The organism is Pseudomonas sp. E315 (assembly GCF_055406205.1).
In genome coordinates this window covers 330,831-349,198 of the sequence record NZ_JBUZPJ010000003.1, presented here as the reverse complement: position 1 = coordinate 349,198, position 18,368 = coordinate 330,831, and the positions used below count along the sequence as shown (strand labels likewise).

17 protein-coding genes are annotated in these 18,368 nt (G+C 55.3%); 10 read left to right on the top strand and 7 right to left on the bottom strand.

The window, feature by feature from the left end; genetic code table 11:
- Position 1: 1 nt before the first annotated feature.
- The 4 genes from ACZRJQ_RS06975 (at position 2) to ACZRJQ_RS06960 (ending at position 5,602) form a co-directional block, all read left to right on the top strand.
- Positions 2-2,509 carry a TcfC E-set like domain-containing protein gene (locus ACZRJQ_RS06975; protein ID WP_463977636.1) on the top strand — a complete coding sequence of 836 codons (2,508 nt, stop codon included), beginning with the start codon at positions 2-4 and terminating at the stop codon, positions 2,507-2,509.
- Between the two features lie 45 nt (positions 2,510-2,554).
- Complete coding sequence (locus ACZRJQ_RS06970; RefSeq protein ID WP_463977635.1) at positions 2,555-3,832, top strand: hypothetical protein; 1,278 nt, start codon at positions 2,555-2,557, stop codon at positions 3,830-3,832.
- 433 nt (positions 3,833-4,265) lie between these two features.
- Positions 4,266-5,084 (top strand): winged helix-turn-helix domain-containing protein, encoded by an 819-nt coding sequence (locus tag ACZRJQ_RS06965; RefSeq protein ID WP_463977634.1) that lies wholly within the window; start codon positions 4,266-4,268, stop codon positions 5,082-5,084.
- Positions 5,081-5,602: a hypothetical protein gene (locus tag ACZRJQ_RS06960; RefSeq protein WP_463977633.1), complete on the top strand. Its 522-nt coding sequence runs from the start codon at positions 5,081-5,083 to the stop codon at positions 5,600-5,602. Before ACZRJQ_RS06965 ends, ACZRJQ_RS06960 begins: the two co-directional genes overlap by 4 nt.
- Here the strand turns inward: ACZRJQ_RS06960 and ACZRJQ_RS06955 are convergent.
- Both ACZRJQ_RS06955 and xseA read right to left on the bottom strand, forming a co-directional pair.
- On the bottom strand, positions 5,599-6,423 hold the full coding sequence (locus tag ACZRJQ_RS06955) for a peptidoglycan DD-metalloendopeptidase family protein (RefSeq protein WP_463977632.1): 825 nt from the start codon (positions 6,421-6,423) through the stop codon (positions 5,599-5,601). The genes ACZRJQ_RS06960 and ACZRJQ_RS06955 overlap by 4 nt on opposite strands.
- 19 nt (positions 6,424-6,442) lie before the next feature.
- On the bottom strand, positions 6,443-7,822 hold the full coding sequence (gene xseA, locus ACZRJQ_RS06950; protein WP_463977631.1) for an exodeoxyribonuclease VII large subunit: 1,380 nt from the start codon (positions 7,820-7,822) through the stop codon (positions 6,443-6,445).
- Positions 7,823-7,902: 80 nt separating this feature from the next.
- On the opposite strand from xseA, the gene ACZRJQ_RS06945 reads away from it, so the two are divergent.
- From ACZRJQ_RS06945 to tadA, 6 genes are all read left to right on the top strand, one after another.
- Complete coding sequence (locus tag ACZRJQ_RS06945; protein ID WP_463977630.1) at positions 7,903-8,670, top strand: sulfite exporter TauE/SafE family protein; 768 nt, start codon at positions 7,903-7,905, stop codon at positions 8,668-8,670.
- A 114-nt stretch (positions 8,671-8,784) separates the two neighbouring features.
- A complete protein-coding gene (locus ACZRJQ_RS06940) occupies positions 8,785-9,333 on the top strand; it encodes a sugar ABC transporter ATPase (RefSeq protein ID WP_463977629.1) in 549 nt (182 codons plus the stop codon).
- Positions 9,334-9,606: 273 nt separating this feature from the next.
- A complete protein-coding gene (gene guaB / locus ACZRJQ_RS06935; RefSeq protein ID WP_463977628.1) occupies positions 9,607-11,076 on the top strand; it encodes an IMP dehydrogenase in 1,470 nt (489 codons plus the stop codon).
- A 102-nt stretch (positions 11,077-11,178) separates the two neighbouring features.
- On the top strand, positions 11,179-12,756 hold the full coding sequence (gene guaA / locus ACZRJQ_RS06930) for a glutamine-hydrolyzing GMP synthase (protein ID WP_463977627.1): 1,578 nt from the start codon (positions 11,179-11,181) through the stop codon (positions 12,754-12,756).
- 208 nt (positions 12,757-12,964) lie between these two features.
- Positions 12,965-14,341, top strand: coding sequence for a multicopper oxidase family protein (locus ACZRJQ_RS06925; protein WP_463977626.1), 1,377 nt, complete (start codon positions 12,965-12,967; stop codon positions 14,339-14,341).
- The gene (gene tadA / locus ACZRJQ_RS06920) at positions 14,341-14,832 is read left to right on the top strand and encodes a tRNA adenosine(34) deaminase TadA (RefSeq protein ID WP_463977625.1); all 492 of its coding nucleotides are present in this window, start codon (positions 14,341-14,343) and stop codon (positions 14,830-14,832) included. The genes ACZRJQ_RS06925 and tadA overlap by 1 nt, the downstream gene beginning before the upstream one ends.
- Before the next feature lie 80 nt (positions 14,833-14,912).
- On the opposite strand, the gene cmoB is transcribed toward tadA, so the two are convergent.
- The 5 genes from cmoB to ACZRJQ_RS06895 form a co-directional block, all read right to left on the bottom strand.
- Positions 14,913-15,869: a tRNA 5-methoxyuridine(34)/uridine 5-oxyacetic acid(34) synthase CmoB gene (gene cmoB / locus ACZRJQ_RS06915; protein ID WP_463977624.1), complete on the bottom strand. Its 957-nt coding sequence runs from the start codon at positions 15,867-15,869 to the stop codon at positions 14,913-14,915.
- A complete protein-coding gene (gene cmoA / locus ACZRJQ_RS06910) occupies positions 15,866-16,609 on the bottom strand; it encodes a carboxy-S-adenosyl-L-methionine synthase CmoA (RefSeq protein WP_463977623.1) in 744 nt (247 codons plus the stop codon). Before cmoA ends, cmoB begins: the two co-directional genes overlap by 4 nt.
- Positions 16,610-16,693: 84 nt before the next feature.
- Positions 16,694-17,329: a lysoplasmalogenase gene (locus ACZRJQ_RS06905; RefSeq protein WP_463977622.1), complete on the bottom strand. Its 636-nt coding sequence runs from the start codon at positions 17,327-17,329 to the stop codon at positions 16,694-16,696.
- A gap of 1 nt (position 17,330) precedes the next feature.
- Positions 17,331-17,723, bottom strand: a complete 393-nt coding sequence (locus ACZRJQ_RS06900) for a protease inhibitor I42 family protein (RefSeq protein ID WP_463977621.1) — start codon at positions 17,721-17,723, stop codon at positions 17,331-17,333.
- 88 nt (positions 17,724-17,811) lie between these two features.
- The gene (locus tag ACZRJQ_RS06895) at positions 17,812-18,318 is read right to left on the bottom strand and encodes a hypothetical protein (protein WP_463977620.1); all 507 of its coding nucleotides are present in this window, start codon (positions 18,316-18,318) and stop codon (positions 17,812-17,814) included.
- Between the last annotated feature and the right edge of the window lie 50 nt (positions 18,319-18,368).

Sequence of the window (18,368 nt, the reverse complement as noted above, 5' to 3'; positions counted from 1 at the left end):
CATGGGGCGTGCTCTGGTTGTGTGTTGCTCGTTAATCGCCTCGGCAGGCGTTATTGCTGAGGTTGATACACGACCTAAACTTGGTGTGTTAAGTCAGGCTGAGTTCCTGCCTACTGGTTTTCAGGAGCACTTCTTTGATGTGCCCTTAGCCGTACGTGTCGATATAAACGGTACGTTAATGGGCGATGCAATGGTGGTACTGAGCCGCGATGAAAAAATTCGCCTGCTCAGTTTTACCGATATCCAAGAAAGCAGGCTGTCAGAGGTTGAGCGTGCCTTGTGGCTAGATATATTGTCCAAGCCCACCGCCTTGGGAAGTTGCACCAAAAAATGCGCCAATGGTTTGGTGGCTTTGCATTACAACTTGCAAGATTCGCAATTTTCGATTCTCACGCAACAGGCCGAACAAAACGCGGATACAGCTAAATATCAAGCCCTGCCGGAAGGCGGGAGTACTGGTTTGATTCTGCAAAATCAGTTGAATATCGCTCAGGGCGGTGGTTCAGACGTCAGCACGGCTGCTCGTTACAATCTTCAGGCCACCAGCAGCTTGGGCAATTGGACTCAAGTAGCATCCGGCCAATTAGCGCGTACCGGTGAGCCCAGTACTCCGATCTATCACTCAATGACGGAGTTATATGCCCAGCGCGAATTTAACGGTAATTTCTTTCGTTTAGGTTATTTCATGCCTGAAGCGTTAGGCGTTTATCGGCGCCCGCGTAACTTCGGCGGCAGCCCGGACACAACACTGGGTTTTATGTATGGAAGCAGTGACAGCTTGGCTGTTCAGAGTGCCACGCCTAGCGTTTACCCGGTATATGTCACGCCCAGTCGGCCGGGTGTTGTTGAGGTGTACCGCGACGGCATGTTGGTTTATAGCCAAGCGGTTGCAACGGGATTGCAAACTCTAGACACGCGCCGTCTGCCAACGGGCATTTACCCCGTGCAGGTACGTTTGATTGAGGATGGCCAAGTCACGTCCGTCACCGATGAAATTATCTATAAACCCAATAACTGGCGTAATGCTGATCAGCGTTGGCGCTATAGCTTTTTCGGCGGCAAGCGTAGCCATTTACTGAGCAATTGGGAGGTGGAAGGGCCGAGAGGTAACGAGTTGACTTACGGCACGATGGTCAACTACTTGTTGCATCCGCGTGTAATCCTTGGGCTAAGCGCTCAACGGGTGGTTGAAAAAATGCAGTACGGCGGCTCCATTGACTGGAGCCTGAGCGACCAAATGGGGCTCTATGCAAATGTCTACCAAACCGAAAACTACGGTTCTGGGCTAGATCTGCAAGCGCGCTATCAGTATGCCGGTGGCAGCTTGATGTTTTCTCACAACCGCTCTTGGCTCGACACCCGTAAAGACATCAACTACCTCGATACCGTAGCGGTTCGCCCGAAAAGGACCTACAACGGTCAAACACAAAGCACATCGTTGTCGGTTAGCCAGCGTTTTAGCCCCAGCAATAGCCTGACTGCGCGGGTCAGCCGAAACAGTGGTAACAGCAATGGTGTGGGCCTCAATCTGAGCTGGCTGCGCAGTGGCAAGCTGTTTGGCAGTGATGTGAACTGGCAGGTGTCTGTGTTCGACCGTCCGGCGACCATCAGCAGCGGTCGCCAGCGCAATCGAGGTTTTGATCTGAGTGTCAACGTGGCATTGGGTAAGCCGGGCAGCAGTTTGTCAGCCGGTTTCGGCACTCGTACTTCTCGGGATGGCGAGCGCGAATTGAATGGATCTTTGGGGTACAACCAGACGCTCAATGGAGATTATTTAAAAAGTTATTCAGCCACCCTTTCTGCAGACAGTTACGGACTGGGTTTGAGCGGTTTGACTCAATTTGAAACCCGCACGCTGAGTGGCGATGCCTACATCCAGCACTCGTCTTTTAACAATGATTTGAACGGGGGGCTAAATCTGACCAGTACCATCGCCTTTGGCGGTGGGAGTGTCGCAGCCAGCGGTAATTTCTACGACAGTGGTGGGGCGATGATTGTTGATCTGGATTCAGATATAGACAACTTGGTGCTGCGTGCAGATGACACCGAAGGCGGGCAAGGTGCAGAGCTTAAATCGGGGCGCAATGTGGTGCCTGTCACCGCTTATAAAATTGGCAGCGTGCAGTTTGACTTTAGGGGGCGCGACGCTCATGCGGCGGCGATCCAGCCGTCAGTGAGTCGTTATCACGTTAATAAGGGCGGGGTGATGTACCAAAAGTTGCGGGTGCTTAAAACCTTGTCGGTGTTGGGGCGTCTGGTGGATCCACAAGGCAGTCCGATGGGCGGGGCGTACCTGCTGAACAACGCCAGCAGTGGAGTGAGTGAGGCTGATGGTTTTTTTGTATTGGAAATGAGCGAGTTGTCTCCTGTTTTAGAGGTGAGTTATCGCGGCCAGCCAGTTTGTAACGTGACGCTTATACCTGAGCGGTATTCGCGTGAAAACGATGTGTTGTTAGCCGCCGATGTAGTTTGTCGACCAGGCTCGGCAAGTGTTGTGCGGGCCAACTGAGTACAAAAATAATGTGTTGTAATCAGTGAGAAAAGAGAGCCGCCAATGTCCCTCAAAAAAGTTAAATATTTTAAGTGTTATGCCTTATTAGGTTTTCTTTTACTTGTGGCTGGAGCGGGGTTGTATCCAATAGATGGGCGCGCGGCGGAAAAATTAATCACAGCCATTTTTTCACCTGATGCAAATAATCCAGCACATAACAAGTTTATTAACACAACGCGGAACGAGGGGTACTGCTTGCTTTACCCAAGAGAGTGCGAGATTAATCGCATGTTTAGTATTAACTTTCCTGTTCGTATCAATGCAGTTCAAGCGTTACTTCCAGGCGAGGCCGCTGTTGATGCCCGTAAAGGGGCTTATTTTATCGTGCCGTCTGCATATCGCACAGTGAACGTTACAAGTGATGAGACAGGCTCGGTTAATGAACTACAAGTGCGTATAGCAGGAATGGGGCAGAGATATGTATTAAGCAGCCCAGCGAGCGGGAATCATAGTTCTTTGTGGAGTGGTGGTGCTGCAGGGAATTGGGTAAATCCGCCTGCGCCTTGCCTCTATAGTGGGGTTGGGATTTATGGGCCCTATAATTATCTTTCTTTTTGGAAGTACCCTGTTAACGCCAGCGCAGCTTGTGTCAAGCGACCTCTTAAAGTGATAGGTACACCTTTCAGGTATGACAGCATGGTGATAGCTTACGAACTAATCACTCCTGACCCTTTGGGGATGGATATCGGTCATTATTCTGGCAGTATCACTTACAGTATTGGGCCTGGCGGTGATTTTGATTTTGGTGATGTGATGGTGCCCGATGACAATCAAATCACCTTTAAATTTCAGTTACAGGTTAACCATTATCTGGCGGTTGATTTTCCCGCGGGGGCTTATCGCGCTATTTTGCAGCCCCAAGATGGATGGCAAGCTTGGCTCAACTCCGGTCGATCAGCTCCGGCATTAAGCGCCAATCATCAGTTCAAGATTTCGAGTTCTGGACGGTTCAAGGTTTATCTTGACTGTGAATACACTGTGGCGGGCACTTGTGGTATTCAAACTCCGCTGGACGGCGGTACCGATACTGTTGCTGTTGATATCAGTGTCAGTCTACCCGCGGGTATTGTCGCTATGCCAGGCAGCCGCCCTGCAAACCGAATCAAGTTGGGCATAGGTGTAAGCAATGCCGCAGAGTTCAGAACGGCCGCCGTCCAGTTTTCGCGTGCCGCAACAATGCACTACGATATTCCGGCTGCGGTCACTGCTCAAATGGTCAGATATCCGGGTAAAACCTATCGAGGTAGTGCAACTATTATCTTTGATAGCAATATTCAATAGTCGTCTTTACAACGCCTGGGTTGTTTTTGTGACGTGTTATAGGTGCTGAGGTTTGACGTTGGTGTTGGGTGGCTGTTTTCTTTAAGGAAATAGCAGTGGTGCTGGTTTTATCAGCGTTGAGTCAGTGTTGCGTGTTTTTTGTAAGAGCGTAACTTTGCTGTTGTGTATTTATTTTTTAGGAGGAAGCGGTCTTGTTTTTAAGTTTGTTCTTATGTTTTTAGATGAAATTTCCTACAGCTCAATAGGTTCTGTTGAAGTCGGTGTTTTTTGCATAGAGGAGAGTATAAGGCTGCGTATTTTTTAGGGTTTTTATGTGTTTGATATTGCCATCTTTGATGGTGAAAATTCGAGGGGTTGGGAGTAACGGTTTGTATTGTCTTTGGCCGGTATCAGGAGGTCTACACTTTAGGGATTGGTTTTTTAAGGCCTCAATATGACCCGATATTTGATAGCCGATGCGATGCTATTTGATGATGAGTTATATGAAATCGCCGCGTTGGATAACACGCTTGAGCCGGTGGTGTTAGGCGCTGCGGCCAGCCGCTGTTTCTCGACATTACTTGAAGCGCAAGGCGCAATAGTCACTAAAAAAGAGCTGTTATATGAGGGGTGGGAACGTTACGGCCAGCAAGTGTCGGCCAATAGCGTGAATCAGTCCATCGCACAAATACGACGGTGTTTATCCCAACTTGGGCTCCCCAGTTATGTCGTGACGGTGCCCAGAATCGGTTACAAGATCGGCGATGCGCTATCAATCGAAAAACACTGTGATAACGCCGGGATTATCAAGCAGACGCCTGAGCCCGCGCAGACTGTCGCCCAAGCTATGTCTGTCGCGGTTATCGATGACATGCCGGCTATAAAACCTAAGGGTCGTGGCGTGACGTATCTGTATGTGAGCGTGACGGTTTTGTTGCTGCTCAACGCGCTGCTGGCGTTTGGCTGGAATGCCTTGCAGTTGAGTTCGCCACTGGGCACTGCGATTGACTTCAGCTACCTCCCGGTGCCGGGGCCATCGGGCTTGCACCTGTTTGCGACACCCGGCATCAGCGTTAGCCCTGAGCAAATAAGCGCTCATATGCTCAAACTTAAGCAAACACCCCCAGCGTTTACCTCGTTGGCGAGTTATGCGTACGTGTATTTGAATGGCACTTTGCGTGACAACGCATACAGCTATTTCTTATGCCAGCAAGCGATTGAAATCAGTGGTTCAGACTGCATTTCGTACTTGGTAGTGGATGAGTGGCAATGATGAAAACTGCCCAATGGGTCGCCCTTGCAGGCGCAGTGTTGGCGCTTTTGATGCTGCCGTGGTGGGCCGCGGCTCGGTTTTATCAGGCCGATAAAGTGGTTTGGGAGTGCCACATGGCGTTTGAGGTTACTCACATATCGCCCGAGCAAGCATTGGTACGCAGTATGGGTAATTACAGTCAGTTTTTTTATGGTGGCGGCAGCGGGATCGCCCGCCTCAGTGGGCGTAATGAACGCCCAAGTGATGGCGTGACAGCTGTGAGTAACGTGCACCGGTTTATTGAGTTCGACTACAAGCAAGCTGGCCCTTACTTGAAGAAAGACATCACTCATGTGAGTCGACGCAAAGGCGACACCCTTTCGAGCGATCAATACATGGCATTTTCGAGCGTTCAGGGTGATGAGGAGTATGTGCAAGTTTTCAAGTTAGGGCCCAGCACGTACGCCTTTGGCGGGCTAGGCATGCCGGGGCAGGTGTGTGAAGGTCGGCAGGGGTGGTTAACCCCCCGTGTTCGCTAAGGTGCAAACGCGCCGATAAAAATAGCCGGGTCAACACGGGCATCGTTCAGGCTGACGTTCCAGTGCATGTGCGGGCCGGTGGCGCGACCCGTTGAGCCGACTTTGCCCACCACATCGCCCCGAGCCAGTTGCTGACCGACGCGCGTATCGATTTTCGACATGTGACAGAACATGCTGATAAAGCCCTGACCGTGATCCACAAATACCGTATTGCCATTGAAAAAGTAGTTGCCGATAAGAATCACTTTGCCGGCCGCCGGGGTTTTGATCGGTGTGCCTGCGGGCACTGCAAAATCCAGCCCCGCGTGGGGGTTGCGCTCCTCTCCATTGAAGAAGCGACGCACACCGAACTTGCTCGACAGCGGGCCGTTCACGGGTTTGTCCAACAGCAAATTGCTGGGAGTGTTGGGGCTGAACGTGCGGTAAGCCTTGATCTGAATCGCCAGCTCGTTGTCGATGCGTTTGATGTCAGCCGGGTTGGGGTTGACCTGACGCTTGTTCTTTAAAGTGATGTGCTGCTCTGGGTATTTCTTGCTGCCAACGGTAAAACTCAGATCGCGCCCACCGGAGCTGATTTGCTGGTTGCCGGGTTTGACCGTTAAAGGGATGCCGACAATCGCCCGCCACGTGTCTTGCTCTTTGACCACCAGCACGGGTTTGCCTTGATAAGTGGCTTTAGGTGCTTGTGAGCCTGTGCCCAACTCAATGACTGCCACGCCCCCCGGCACCGGTTTGTTCAGCAATCGGGTGATGTAACTGTCGGCGGCGTGAGCATTAAAGGTGAGGCACAGCACTAACAAGGCAGAGAAAAAACGCAGCATCAGCTTTCCCAAAAAAGAGTCAATCCAGTAAAGAAAGGGTCACGGGCGTGAGGTGATTGTCCTCGACCCGAACCTGCAATTGGCCTTCCCCCAGCCGCGCTTTCAAGCGTTGGCCGTTATGGGTTTGTTCGGCGCTGCGAATGGCATTGCCGCGTTCGTCGAGCAAAATGCTGTAACCCCGACCCAAGGTGGCCAGCGGGCTAACCACATGCAGGGTTTGCATCTGGCTTTGCAGTTGCAGGCGGCGGGCCTTGAGCCCTTCGCGCATGGCGCGTGGCAAACGTTCGGCCAAGCTGTCCAGACGTTGGCGCAGTAAGGCCAGTTGGCGCCCGGGATGCTGCCCCGCCAAGCGGGTTTCGAGACGAATCAAACGTTCGCGTCGGGTAGTGAGGCTGCGCTCGAACGCCCGACGCATGCGCATGTCCAGATCATCGAGACGTTGTGCTTGTTGACGCAGACGCTCACCGGGGTGGCGCAAGCGGCGGGCCAAGCCATCCAAGCGCAGTCGATCACGCATCAGGCGGTCGCGAATACGCATCACCAATCGACGATGCAGGCTGTCGATGCGGCGTTGTAAATCACTTGAGTCCGGTGCCAGCAGTTCAGCGGCGGCTGAAGGCGTGGGCGCACGCACGTCGGCAACAAAGTCGCTGATCGAGACATCGGTTTCATGCCCCACAGCGCTGACGATGGGGGTCACGCAAGCATCGACTGCGCGGGCCACGGCCTCTTCGTTAAAGCACCACAGGTCTTCGAGGGAGCCGCCACCGCGGGCCAGAATCAACGCATCAAAGCCCCGAGCATCAGCCAGTTTCAGCGCCCGCACAATTTGCGCGGTGGCTTCACGGCCTTGCACGGCGGTGGGGATGAGCGTCAGTTCCACTTGCGGCGCTCGGCGGCGGAACACGCTGATGATGTCGCGGATCACCGCGCCCGTGGGCGAGCTGATAATGCCGATGCGCTGTGGGTGAGCGGGCAGGGCGACTTTTCGCTCTGCACTGAACAAACCTTCGGCGCTGAGTTTTTCTTTCAGGGCATCAAACGCCAGGCGCAACGCGCCATCGCCTGCGGGCTCTACGGTGTCGAGGATCAGTTGGTAATCGCCGCGACCTTCAAATAGCGAGACTTTGCCGCGCACCTTGACGGCCAACCCGTCCTTGAGTGCTTGGCGTACCCGTGCTGCGTTGTTGCGAAACAGTGCACAACGTACTTGGGCGCCGCTGTCCTTGAGCGTGAAGTAGATGTGGCCTGACGCCGGGCGCGCGAGGTTAGAGATTTCGCCTTCTACCCAGATGTTGCTGAACACGTCTTCGAGCAACACCCGCGCACGGCCGTTGAGCTGGCTGACGGTCAGGACTTCTCGGTCGAGGTTGAGTCTTGCAAAGGGGTCTTTAATCATGCGGGCCATCATAAGGTTGGATTGTCTTAACTGCACCTTTCTGATTAAAGTCCGGGCTCGAAAAATAAGGATGTATGGCCATGGATGTGTCTGCGTTGATCAGTGCGCTGCCTTTTGCGGGCGGTGAATGGCTGTTGATGACCTTGGGCATCGCCCTGGCTTATATCGTTTTTGGAGTCGCAGGTTTTGGCACGGCGCTGGTGGCCGGGCCGATCTTGATCTTGTCCTTGCCGTTGTCAAAAATCATCCCGTTGCTGGTGCTGCTCGATTTTGTCGCCGCTTTTGGTAACTGGCTGCCCGCTCGGCGGGATGTAGCACGCCCCGAATTGTTGCGATTGCTACCGTGCATGGCGCTGGGGTGCATCATCGGCGTGGTGTTTTTGCTGAATTTGAAGTCCGATTTGTTGTTACTGCTGATGGGGGTTTTCATCAGTGCGTATGCGATTTACAGCTTGGCCGTGAAGGTCAGGCCAGCACAGGTGGCGGCAGGCTGGGCAGTGCCGACGGGCATGGTCGGCGGTTTATTTGGAGCCTTGTTTGGCAGTGGCGGTTTTCTTTATGCGCTTTACCTCAATGCGCGGTTGCCCAAAGACGCCGCACGCGCCACGCAAAGTGCCTTGATCAGCTGTAGCACCGTGGTGCGATTGAGTTTGTTCGTGATTGCAGGCGTGTACGCCGATGGTGCGCTGCTGTTGTTGGCCGTTTGTCTGTTACCGGCGATGGCTATTGGCTTGTGGATTGGGCGCCAGTTAACCCGCAAATTATCCCGCGAAGCCTTTGTACGGCTGGTGACGTGGTTGGTACTGGCCAGCGGGATTGCACTGATTGCGCGTTACTTGAGTGCTTGACCTCTGGGGGTGAGCCTTTAAGCTGCGCAGCCTTAGAGCCGTTGTAGCAGCTGCCGAAGGCTGCGTCCGATTGCAATGCAATCGTAAATTCTCAGAGCACGTTGACCCTCGCCCATGAATTCGCAAAGCATCATCGTTCCTAAAATCTCTACCTTGCCGGTTCACGAGCCTCGGGCCAGAGCCATCGTGCGCTGGCTGGTGCGCAAGAACATCATCGAAGAAGAGCTGAGCACCTGTGGCAGAGCGGGCAACGGCATGGCTTATGCGATAGCGCCGGGTGCCGCCAGCGTTGTACTGCACCCTGAGGCGCTGCCCTTTGGGCACGCGATCAATGGGTTGGAGATCGTGACCAAGCGTTGTATCTACACCCCCGCCAAGGGCTTTCTTGAAGAGGCGGGCTGTGCCGAGTGTCGCAAGGAAGTCGGTGAAGCCCTGTTCGAAAGCCTTGAAGACTGGATGCCGGGCCGCACGGACAACTTCACTTGCCCGCTTTGCGGCCATGAAGACGACATCAACGGCTTCCTGTTTTTACAGCCGTGTGCGTTTTCTAACCTGGGTTTTATTTTCAACAACTGGGCTGAAGCCGGTTTCAAACAAAGCTTCCTTGATGAGTTCGCCGACTGGCTCGACCAGCCGGTGGCGTGGGTTAAGGTCGAGTTGTAAGGGAGGCACAGCCCCGCCCGTCGGAGCTGGTGAAGGTTGCGATTGGGCGCGTAGCGCCCGTGCACCTGATTTACGACTGCTGCGCAGCCAATCGCAGCCAATCGCAGCCAATCGCAGCCTGCGTGTCTTGTCAGTGCCTAAAGATATTTTCTGCCTTCAAAGTCAGCATTTCATTGGCCTTTAGCGCAAAACTCTCTAAAGGTTTCCGTTGAGACACTCGGGTGTTTTAAGTACAATGGCGCGCTTCCATTTTCCCGCTCGGGAGCCCCAGCGATGCTGCGTATCAGCCAAGAAGCACTCACATTCGATGACATCCTTCTCGTCCCCGGTTATTCCGAGGTTCTCCCGAACGAAGTCAGCCTTAAGACTCGTTTGACCCGTGGCATTGAACTGAATATTCCGCTGGTTTCCGCCGCAATGGACACCGTGACTGAAGCCCGTTTGGCAATTGCCATGGCTCAGGAAGGCGGCATTGGCATCATCCACAAAAACATGACCATCGAGCAGCAAGCTTACGAAGTGCGCAAAGTTAAGCGTTTCGAAGCCGGTGTGGTTAAAGAACCCATCACTATCGAAGCCGATGCAACGGTTCGTCAGCTGCTTGAACTGACTCATCAACACAACATCTCCGGCGTTCCGGTACTGCACAATGGCGACTTGGTCGGCATCGTGACATCCCGTGACGTGCGCTTTGAAAACCGTCTGGAAGCTACCGTTCGTGACGTGATGACGCCTAAAGAGCGTTTGGTCACGGTCAAGGAAGGCGCCGACAAGGAAGAAGCCCGCGAGTTGTTGCACAAGCACCGCATTGAGCGCGTGCTGATCGTTGACGACAACTTTGCCCTCAAAGGCATGATGACTGTTAACGACATCGAAAAAGCCAAGGCTTACCCGCTGGCCAGCAAGGACGATCAAGGTCGTCTGCGCGTAGGCGCTGCGGTAGGTACTGGCAAAGACACCGCCGATCGCGTTGCAGCCCTTGTGGCCGCAGGCGTTGATGTGGTGGTTGTCGACACCGCTCACGGTCACTCCAAAGGTGTGATCGACCGCGTGCGTTGGGTTAAGCAAAACTTCCCTGATGTTCAAGTCATTGGTGGCAACATCGCCACTGGCGCCGCCGCATTGGCGCTGGCTGAAGCAGGTGCTGACGCCGTTAAAGTCGGTATCGGCCCAGGCTCGATCTGCACTACGCGTATTGTCGCGGGTGTTGGCGTGCCGCAAATCAGCGCGATTGCCAATGTAGCCGCTGCCCTAGAAGGCACAGGCGTTCCATTGATCGCTGACGGCGGCATCCGTTTCTCGGGTGACCTGTCCAAGGCCATCGTGGCCGGTGCTTCCTGCGTGATGATGGGTTCGATGTTTGCCGGTACTGAAGAAGCGCCGGGCGAGATCGAACTGTATCAGGGCCGTTCGTACAAGGCTTATCGCGGCATGGGTTCGCTGGGTGCGATGTCGCAATCTCAGGGTTCGTCCGACCGTTACTTCCAGGACTCGTCCGCGGGTGCCGAGAAGCTGGTGCCAGAAGGTATCGAAGGTCGCGTGGCGTACAAAGGTTCGCTAACGGCGATCATTCACCAGTTGATGGGCGGCTTGCGTTCTTCGATGGGCTACACCGGCTGCGCCGATATCGAGCAAATGCGCACCAAGCCTGAGTTTGTACGCATCACTGGCGCTGGTATGGCTGAATCCCACGTTCACGACGTGCAAATTACCAAAGAAGCACCCAACTATCGCGTAGGTTGATAGTGATCGCGCCCAGGCCAAATCTGGGTGCGATACGAATTAAGTAACCGGGGCTGTTTGATTCAGCCCCGTGTCGTTTCTGAAATTTATCGAGATTTTGTCATGGCCCTCGACATTCACGCTCACCGCATCCTGATTCTGGACTTCGGTTCCCAGTACACCCAACTGATCGCTCGTCGCGTTCGTGAAATCGGCGTTTACTGCGAACTGCACCCGTTCGACATGGACGACGCAGCGATCCGCGAATTCGCCCCTAAAGGCATCATCCTGGCAGGCGGCCCGGAATCAGTACACGAAGCTGGCAGCCCACGTGCCCCACAAGCTGTGTTTGACCTTGGCGTGCCGGTTTTCGGTATCTGCTACGGCATGCAGACTATGGCCGAGCAGTTGGGTGGCAAGGTTGAAGGTTCTGAGCTGCGTGAGTTTGGTTATGCCCGCGTAGACGTAGTCGGCAAAAGCCGCCTGCTCGACGGTATCGAAGACCACATCGACGCTGACGGCCTGTTTGGCCTCGATGTGTGGATGAGCCACGGTGACAAAGTCACCAAAATGCCATCCGACTTCCATGTTCTGGCCAGCACACCGAGCTGCCCGATTGCCGGCATGTTCAGCGATGAGCGCGGCTACTACGGCGTGCAGTTCCACCCCGAAGTGACCCACACCAAGCAAGGCGGCCGCATTCTGTCGCGCTTCATTCTCGACATCTGTGGCTGTGAAGCCCTGTGGACACCGTCGAAAATCGCCGAAGATGCAATCGCTAACATCCGCGCTCAGGTCGGCACCGACAACGTATTGCTGGGTTTGTCTGGCGGCGTTGACTCTTCAGTCGTGGCGGCCTTGCTGCACAAGGCTATCGGCGACCAACTGACCTGCGTATTCGTGGACAACGGCCTGTTGCGCTTGCACGAAGGTGAGCAAGTAATGGCCATGTTCGCTGAGAACATGGGCGTTAAAGTGATTCGCGCTAACGCAGCCGATCAGTTCCTGAACAATCTGGCAGGCGAAAGCGACCCAGAGAAGAAGCGCAAGATCATCGGTCGTACCTTCATCGACGTATTCGATGCCGAGTCCTGCAAGCTGGAAAACATCAAGTACCTGGCTCAAGGCACTATCTACCCGGACGTGATTGAGTCGGCTGGCGCTAAAAGCGGCAAGGCTCATGTCATCAAGTCGCACCACAACGTGGGCGGCCTGCCGGACGAAATGAACCTCAAGCTGGTTGAGCCGCTGCGCGAACTGTTCAAGGACGAAGTCCGCCGTTTGGGCCTCGAACTTGGCCTGCCGTACGACATGGTCTACCGTCACCCGTTCCCGGGCCCGGGTCTGGGCGTGCGTATCTTGGGTGAAGTGAAGAAGGAATACGCCGACATTCTGCGTCGTGCTGACCACATTTTCATTGAAGAGCTGCGCAAAGCTGACTGGTACCACAAAGTGAGCCAAGCGTTCGTGGTGTTCCAGCCAGTGAAATCGGTTGGCGTGGTAGGCGACGGTCGTCGTTACGCATGGGTTGTTGCCCTGCGTGCCGTTGAAACCATCGACTTCATGACCGCACGTTGGGCGCACCTGCCTTACGAGCTGCTTGAAACCGTGAGCGGCCGGATCATCAACGAAATCGAAGGCATCTCTCGCGTGACTTATGACGTGTCGAGCAAGCCGCCAGCAACAATTGAGTGGGAATAAGTCAGGCCGGCTAACCGGCTGATTTTTACTCCCTTAAAAGGCGATCAACACATTGTGTTGATCGCCTTTTTTACGTCCGGTTGGCGCTATTTTGCATTGACCTGCGGCGCTTCGCCGCCCCGGCCTTACTGTTTCGCAATTGCAGGTGTATCGTATTCGCCTTTTGCGGGCTCCCGGCCCGCGTTGAATACGAGAGGTAGTTGAGCCCATGTCCTTTACCCGTCGACAAATACTCGGTGGTTTAGCCGGCCTTGTAGTGGTGGGTGTTGGCGCAGGAGGCGCATCGCGCTACTGGCTTGGCAAAATGGCAGACGCTCAGGCGGGCCACGATTACGAGTTGATTGCCGCGCCACTGGACGTTGAACTGGTGCCTGGGCATCAAACCCAAGCGTGGGCCTTTGGTCCGTCCGCGCCGGGCACTGAACTGCGTGTGCGACAGGGCGAATGGCTGCGGGTGCGTTTTATCAACCACTTGCCAGTGCCAACCACAATTCATTGGCATGGCATCCGTTTGCCGCTGGAAATGGACGGCGTGCCTTACGTCTCGCAATTGCCGGTGTTGCCGGGTGAATACTTCGACTACAAATTCCGTGTGCCAGACGCCGGCAGCTTTTGGTATCACCCGCACGTTAACAGCAGCGAAGAGTTAGGCCGTGGCTTGGTCGGCCCGCTGATTGTTGAAGAGCGCGAGCCCACCGGGTTCAAACACGAACGCACCCTGAGCATTAAAAACTGGCACGTTGATGAAGAGGGCGGCTTTATGCCGTTCAGCATTACCCGTGAGGCAGCGCGTGGCGGCACGGCCGGGCGTTTGTCGACCATTAACGGCACGCATGTGCCGACCATTGACTTGCCTGCTGGGCAGGTCACACGGGTGCGCATTCTCAACCTCGACAACACGTTGACCTACCGCCTGAACATCCCCGGCGCTGAATCCAAAATCTATGCGCTGGATGGCAACCCTATCGAGCCAAGGCCGCTGGGCAAGGAATACTGGCTAGGGCCGGGCATGCGTATTTGTCTGGCGCTCAAGGCTCCGGCGGCCGGGCAAGAACTGTCGTTGCGTGATGGCCCAGTGCGTCTGGGTACGCTGCGTTCAGTGGTCAGCCCTGATGATGCGAGCGAGTGGCCGCCAGCTCTGCCCGCCAACCCGATTGCCGAACCCGATGTGGCGAATGCCGAGAAGCTCAACTTCAACTTTGAATGGGTCGGCTCGGTGTCCGAAGACCTGGGCCCGGATCAGCCTCCGAGCTTGTGGCAGATCAACGGCGTTGCCTGGGACATCAAAGACAAAACCTGTGCTGACCGGCCCATTGCCAAACTCAAGCTGGGCCAGAGCTACATCTTCGAATTGAAGAACATGACCCAGTATCAGCACCCGATTCATTTGCATGGCATGAGCTTCAAGGTGCTGGCGTCCAATCGCAAAAAGATCATCCCGTACTTCACCGACACTTACCTGCTGGGTAAAAACGAGCGTGCCCGCGTGGCGCTGGTGGCGGATAATCCCGGCGTGTGGATGTTCCACTGCCATGTGATTGACCACATGGAAACGGGCCTGATGGCCGCTATTGAGGTTTCCTGATGCGACAAGGGCGTCAACCCCAGATCATCGACCGCAGCCGCGATCAAGATTTTATGCGTGAAGCGTTAACGCTGGCGGCCAAGGGCGCGGCGTTGGGCGAAGTGCCCGTGGGGGCGGTACTGGTACAAAACGGTGAAATTATCGGGGGTGGGTTCAATTGCCCCATCAGCGGCAGCGACCCCAGCGCCCATGCCGAGATGGTTGCCATTCGTGCAGCAGCTGCGGCTGCGAGCAACTACCGATTGCCCGGCAGCACGCTATACGTGACGTTAGAGCCCTGCAGTATGTGCGCAGGCTTGATCGTTCACTCACGGGTGGCACGTGTAGTGTTCGGCGCGCTGGAGCCAAAAGCCGGGATTGTGCAAAGTCAGGGGCAATTTTTCACCCAAAGCTTTCTGAACCATCGGGTGTTGTTTGAAGGCGGGGTGTTGGCCGAGGAGTGCGGTGCGATTCTCAGCGAGTTTTTCAAGATGTGCCGGGCTAAAGGCTAAGCCCGCGTAGGCGCTGGCGAAGGCAGCGAGCTTTTCAAAGATCAAACGCTCGTCGCCTTCGCCAGCTTCTACGGGGTGTGTTACTTGCGGGCCACGATCACGGCGCGCATTGGCGCTGGTAAGCCTTCGATGGTTTTGCTGTGATCGTTCGGGTCGAGGTAATCGCTCAGCGACTGAAACTTCATCCACTCTGTAGCGCGCTGTTCCTCAACAGTGGTGGTACTCACGTCCACGCACCGCACGTCGCTGAAACCCGCGCGGCGTAGCCAGCGCTCCAGTGCGGGGATCGACGGCAGGAACCACACGTTGCGCATTTGCGCGTAACGGTCTTCTGGTACTAGCACTTGATTGACGTCGCCTTCGATCACCAAGGTTTCCAAGACCAGTTCGCCACCTTTGACCAAGCAATCCTTGAGCGCCAGCAAATGCTCGATGGGTGAGCGGCGATGGTAAAAAACGCCCATTGAAAAAACGGTGTCGAAGCCTTCAAGGTTGGCGGGCAGGTCTTCAAACGGGAACGGCAGATGCCACACCGCTTCTTGCTGCAAGAAGCGTTGCACGGCCTGGAACTGGCAGAAGAACAGCCAGTTAGGATCAACTCCGATCACGCTGTGGGCGCCCGCGCCCAGCATGCGCCACATGTAGTAACCATTGCCGCACCCCACATCGAGAATGCGCTTGTGTTTAAGGTTGATGTGCGGCGCCACGCGCGACCATTTCCAGTCCGAGTGCCATTCGGTGTCCACATGCACGCCGAATAGATCGAACGGGCCTTTGCGCCACGGTGACAGGCCCATCAAGGCCTGGCGCATTTGCCCACGGGTTTGTTCGTCGCAGTCGGTGTCCAGTGTCAGGCCATTGAGCAGGTCAATGTGGGTGGGCTGCACGTTGGGCAGTGCGTCCAGCGCGCTTTGCCAGCGCTCCAGATCGCCGTGGCCTTTCTCCATTTTGGTGTCGAGTTGCGCTTGCAGGGTGTTGGCCCATTCAGCCAATGGAGAGCCAGCCAAACGTCGGGCGAGGGGAGAGAGATCAATCATGGCAAGGCAATCAACGAGGCAAAGTTAAGACACTGGAACCACGGCACGACTTTCGAGAACCCGGCAGCCAGCAGGCGTTCGCGGTGTTCTTCGAGGCTGTCGGGCTTCATGACGTTTTCGATGGCGCTGCGCTTTTGTGAGATTTCCAGATCGCTGTAGCCGTTGGCGCGCTTGAAAGCGATGTGTAAGTCGGTCAGTAGCGCGTGTTCTTGGGGGTCGTTGAAACGCAATTTTTCCGAGAGGATCAGCGCGCCGCCGGGCAGCAACGACTGATGAATACGCCCCAGCAAGGCCAAGCGCTGTTCAGGGGCGATAAATTGCAGGGTGAAGTTCAGGGCTACGACCGAGGCGGGCTCGAACTCAAGGGCGAGAATGTCGCCTTCAATCACCTCAACCGGCAGCAACTCTTGAAACATGGAGTTCTGGCCATTGAGGTATTCACGGCAGCGCTCAACCATTGCTGCTGAATTGTCCACGGCAATGACCTTGCAGCCTTCGCTGCGCACATGTCGGCGCAAGGCTTGGGTGACGGCGCCCAAAGAGCTGCCCAAGTCATACAACACGCTGTTGGGCTGGGCAAATTGAGCGGCCAGCACGCCGAGGTTTTCGACAATGGTCGGGTAACCGGGCACCGAACGTTTGATCATGTCGGGGAACACGCGCACCACGTCTTCGTTAAAGGCGAAGTCCGGCACCTGGGCCAGGGGCTGGGCGAAAATACGGTCGGGTTCTTTGCTCACGGCGGTTCCGGCGATGGAAATTCTAAAAGGGGGCGCATTTTAGCCAAGTTGGCAGCCGGATGCGCGGTCTGTCTGATAAACCGCTCAGTGCTTACGTTGGCTGAACACCGACGCCGCAATGCCCCATTGCCCCACCCAGTAAAAGAGGATGATCAGATAAGGTGCAGCGCTGAATTTGATCACAAAGCGATCAATGCCAATCAGGCTGTCAGACACAACAAATATCAGTGCGCCTGCAGCCGCCAACATGGCTGATTTTTTGGGAACTTGAGTGCCCAAACGGGCCAAGGCTCGCCACAACATGGCGCTGATGGCCAAAGCGTACACGCACACAGGGATCAACAATTCGCCTAACCCACTGCTGGCCATCACGCCGAGCAAGCTCACTCCGGCGATCAACGCCACTGCCAATGGCAGCAAAGCCAGTCGGCGGCAGTCCACGAGGTACGCTTTGAGGTAAGCCAGATGCGCCACGAGGAACGCGCCAAGGCCAAACACAAATAAATCCTCAGGCCAGGCGAGCAAAATGTCGCCGAGCACTGAAAACATCAAGCCGATGCTGATCCAGCGTCGATAGGGGGCGGGCGGCGCATTCTGCAACCAGCCGAGTAAGGCCAGCACGGGCACCGGTTTGCTCACTAAACACAACAAGGTTGCATCTATGCTCAGGCCAAAAAGGTAGGTCGCTGCACCCAATGCGGCGAGGATCAGCCACGGCATATCAGTTCACCGTGATGGGGCAGTCGAACGTTTGCGCAGGTTCTGCTTCTGGCTCCCAAGGCTGTTGGTAGGTCAGACGCAGGCGACCGTTACCGGCTTCGAACGCCTGAAAGCGCCAAGTTGATTGCCCGCCGCTGCCCAGTAACTCGCCGTTGCTAGCGCTTTTGTAGACTTCAGGGCCGAGGCTGCGCAGCACGCCGCCTGCCGAGTCTTGAATTGCCCAGCGATAGCCCGTGGTGGGGTTGCTTGGCAACGACACAATCAAGTGTTGCCCCACGAGCAGTTGTGCGGGGCAATCGCTTTGTTCTTCAAGGGTGATGGTGTGTTTGGGTTGCTGAGCACAGGCCGCCAGCAGGCTGAGGCTGAGCAGGGGGATAAGGCGGGCGAAGGACATTGAAGGCTCCGGTCAGACAAACGATGGCGCAGCATAACCCATGATTGGCGCTGCGCCACCGGTCTGGAGCCAAGCCTTGAAGGCTGTGTTAGTAACTGAACGCTGCGTGCGGGGGCATTATTTTGAAGTCGCCACAGACTTCAGTGGGCTCGCCCAAGTGGTCAGTGCCGTCCATGGTGAACATGCGCGCGCTGTAGCAGCTTTCAATCACACTCAGGTGCAGGGTGCCAACGTCGGCCTGATTGTAGTGATAGACCTCGCGGCCATTGATCTCAACGCATTCAATGTAAGACATGGCCTTGATGGGGCCTTGGCCGAAGTCATCCTTTTTGAACAGGTAAATCCCGGACTGAATATCGATCGCCAAGGTCAAGCTGATGGCGCGGTAGCCTTTTGAGCCAAACTCATCGACTTCAGCGGTGATGATGATCTTCTTTTGGCTGCTGGCGAAGGTCATTTCTTGTGCGATAAACGGCGCCCGGTCCAGCAGCTCTGCTTTCAGCTCGCCAGTTGTTCTGGGGTTAAACTTGCTATGGCCAATTTCAACAGGCCACAGCACATCCGGGTTTTCAAAGGCTGGGTGCTGGAGAGGCATAGTTTTTCCCTAAGCTAGCGTCGATGGAGATGGCTCTATTAGCGTCGGGA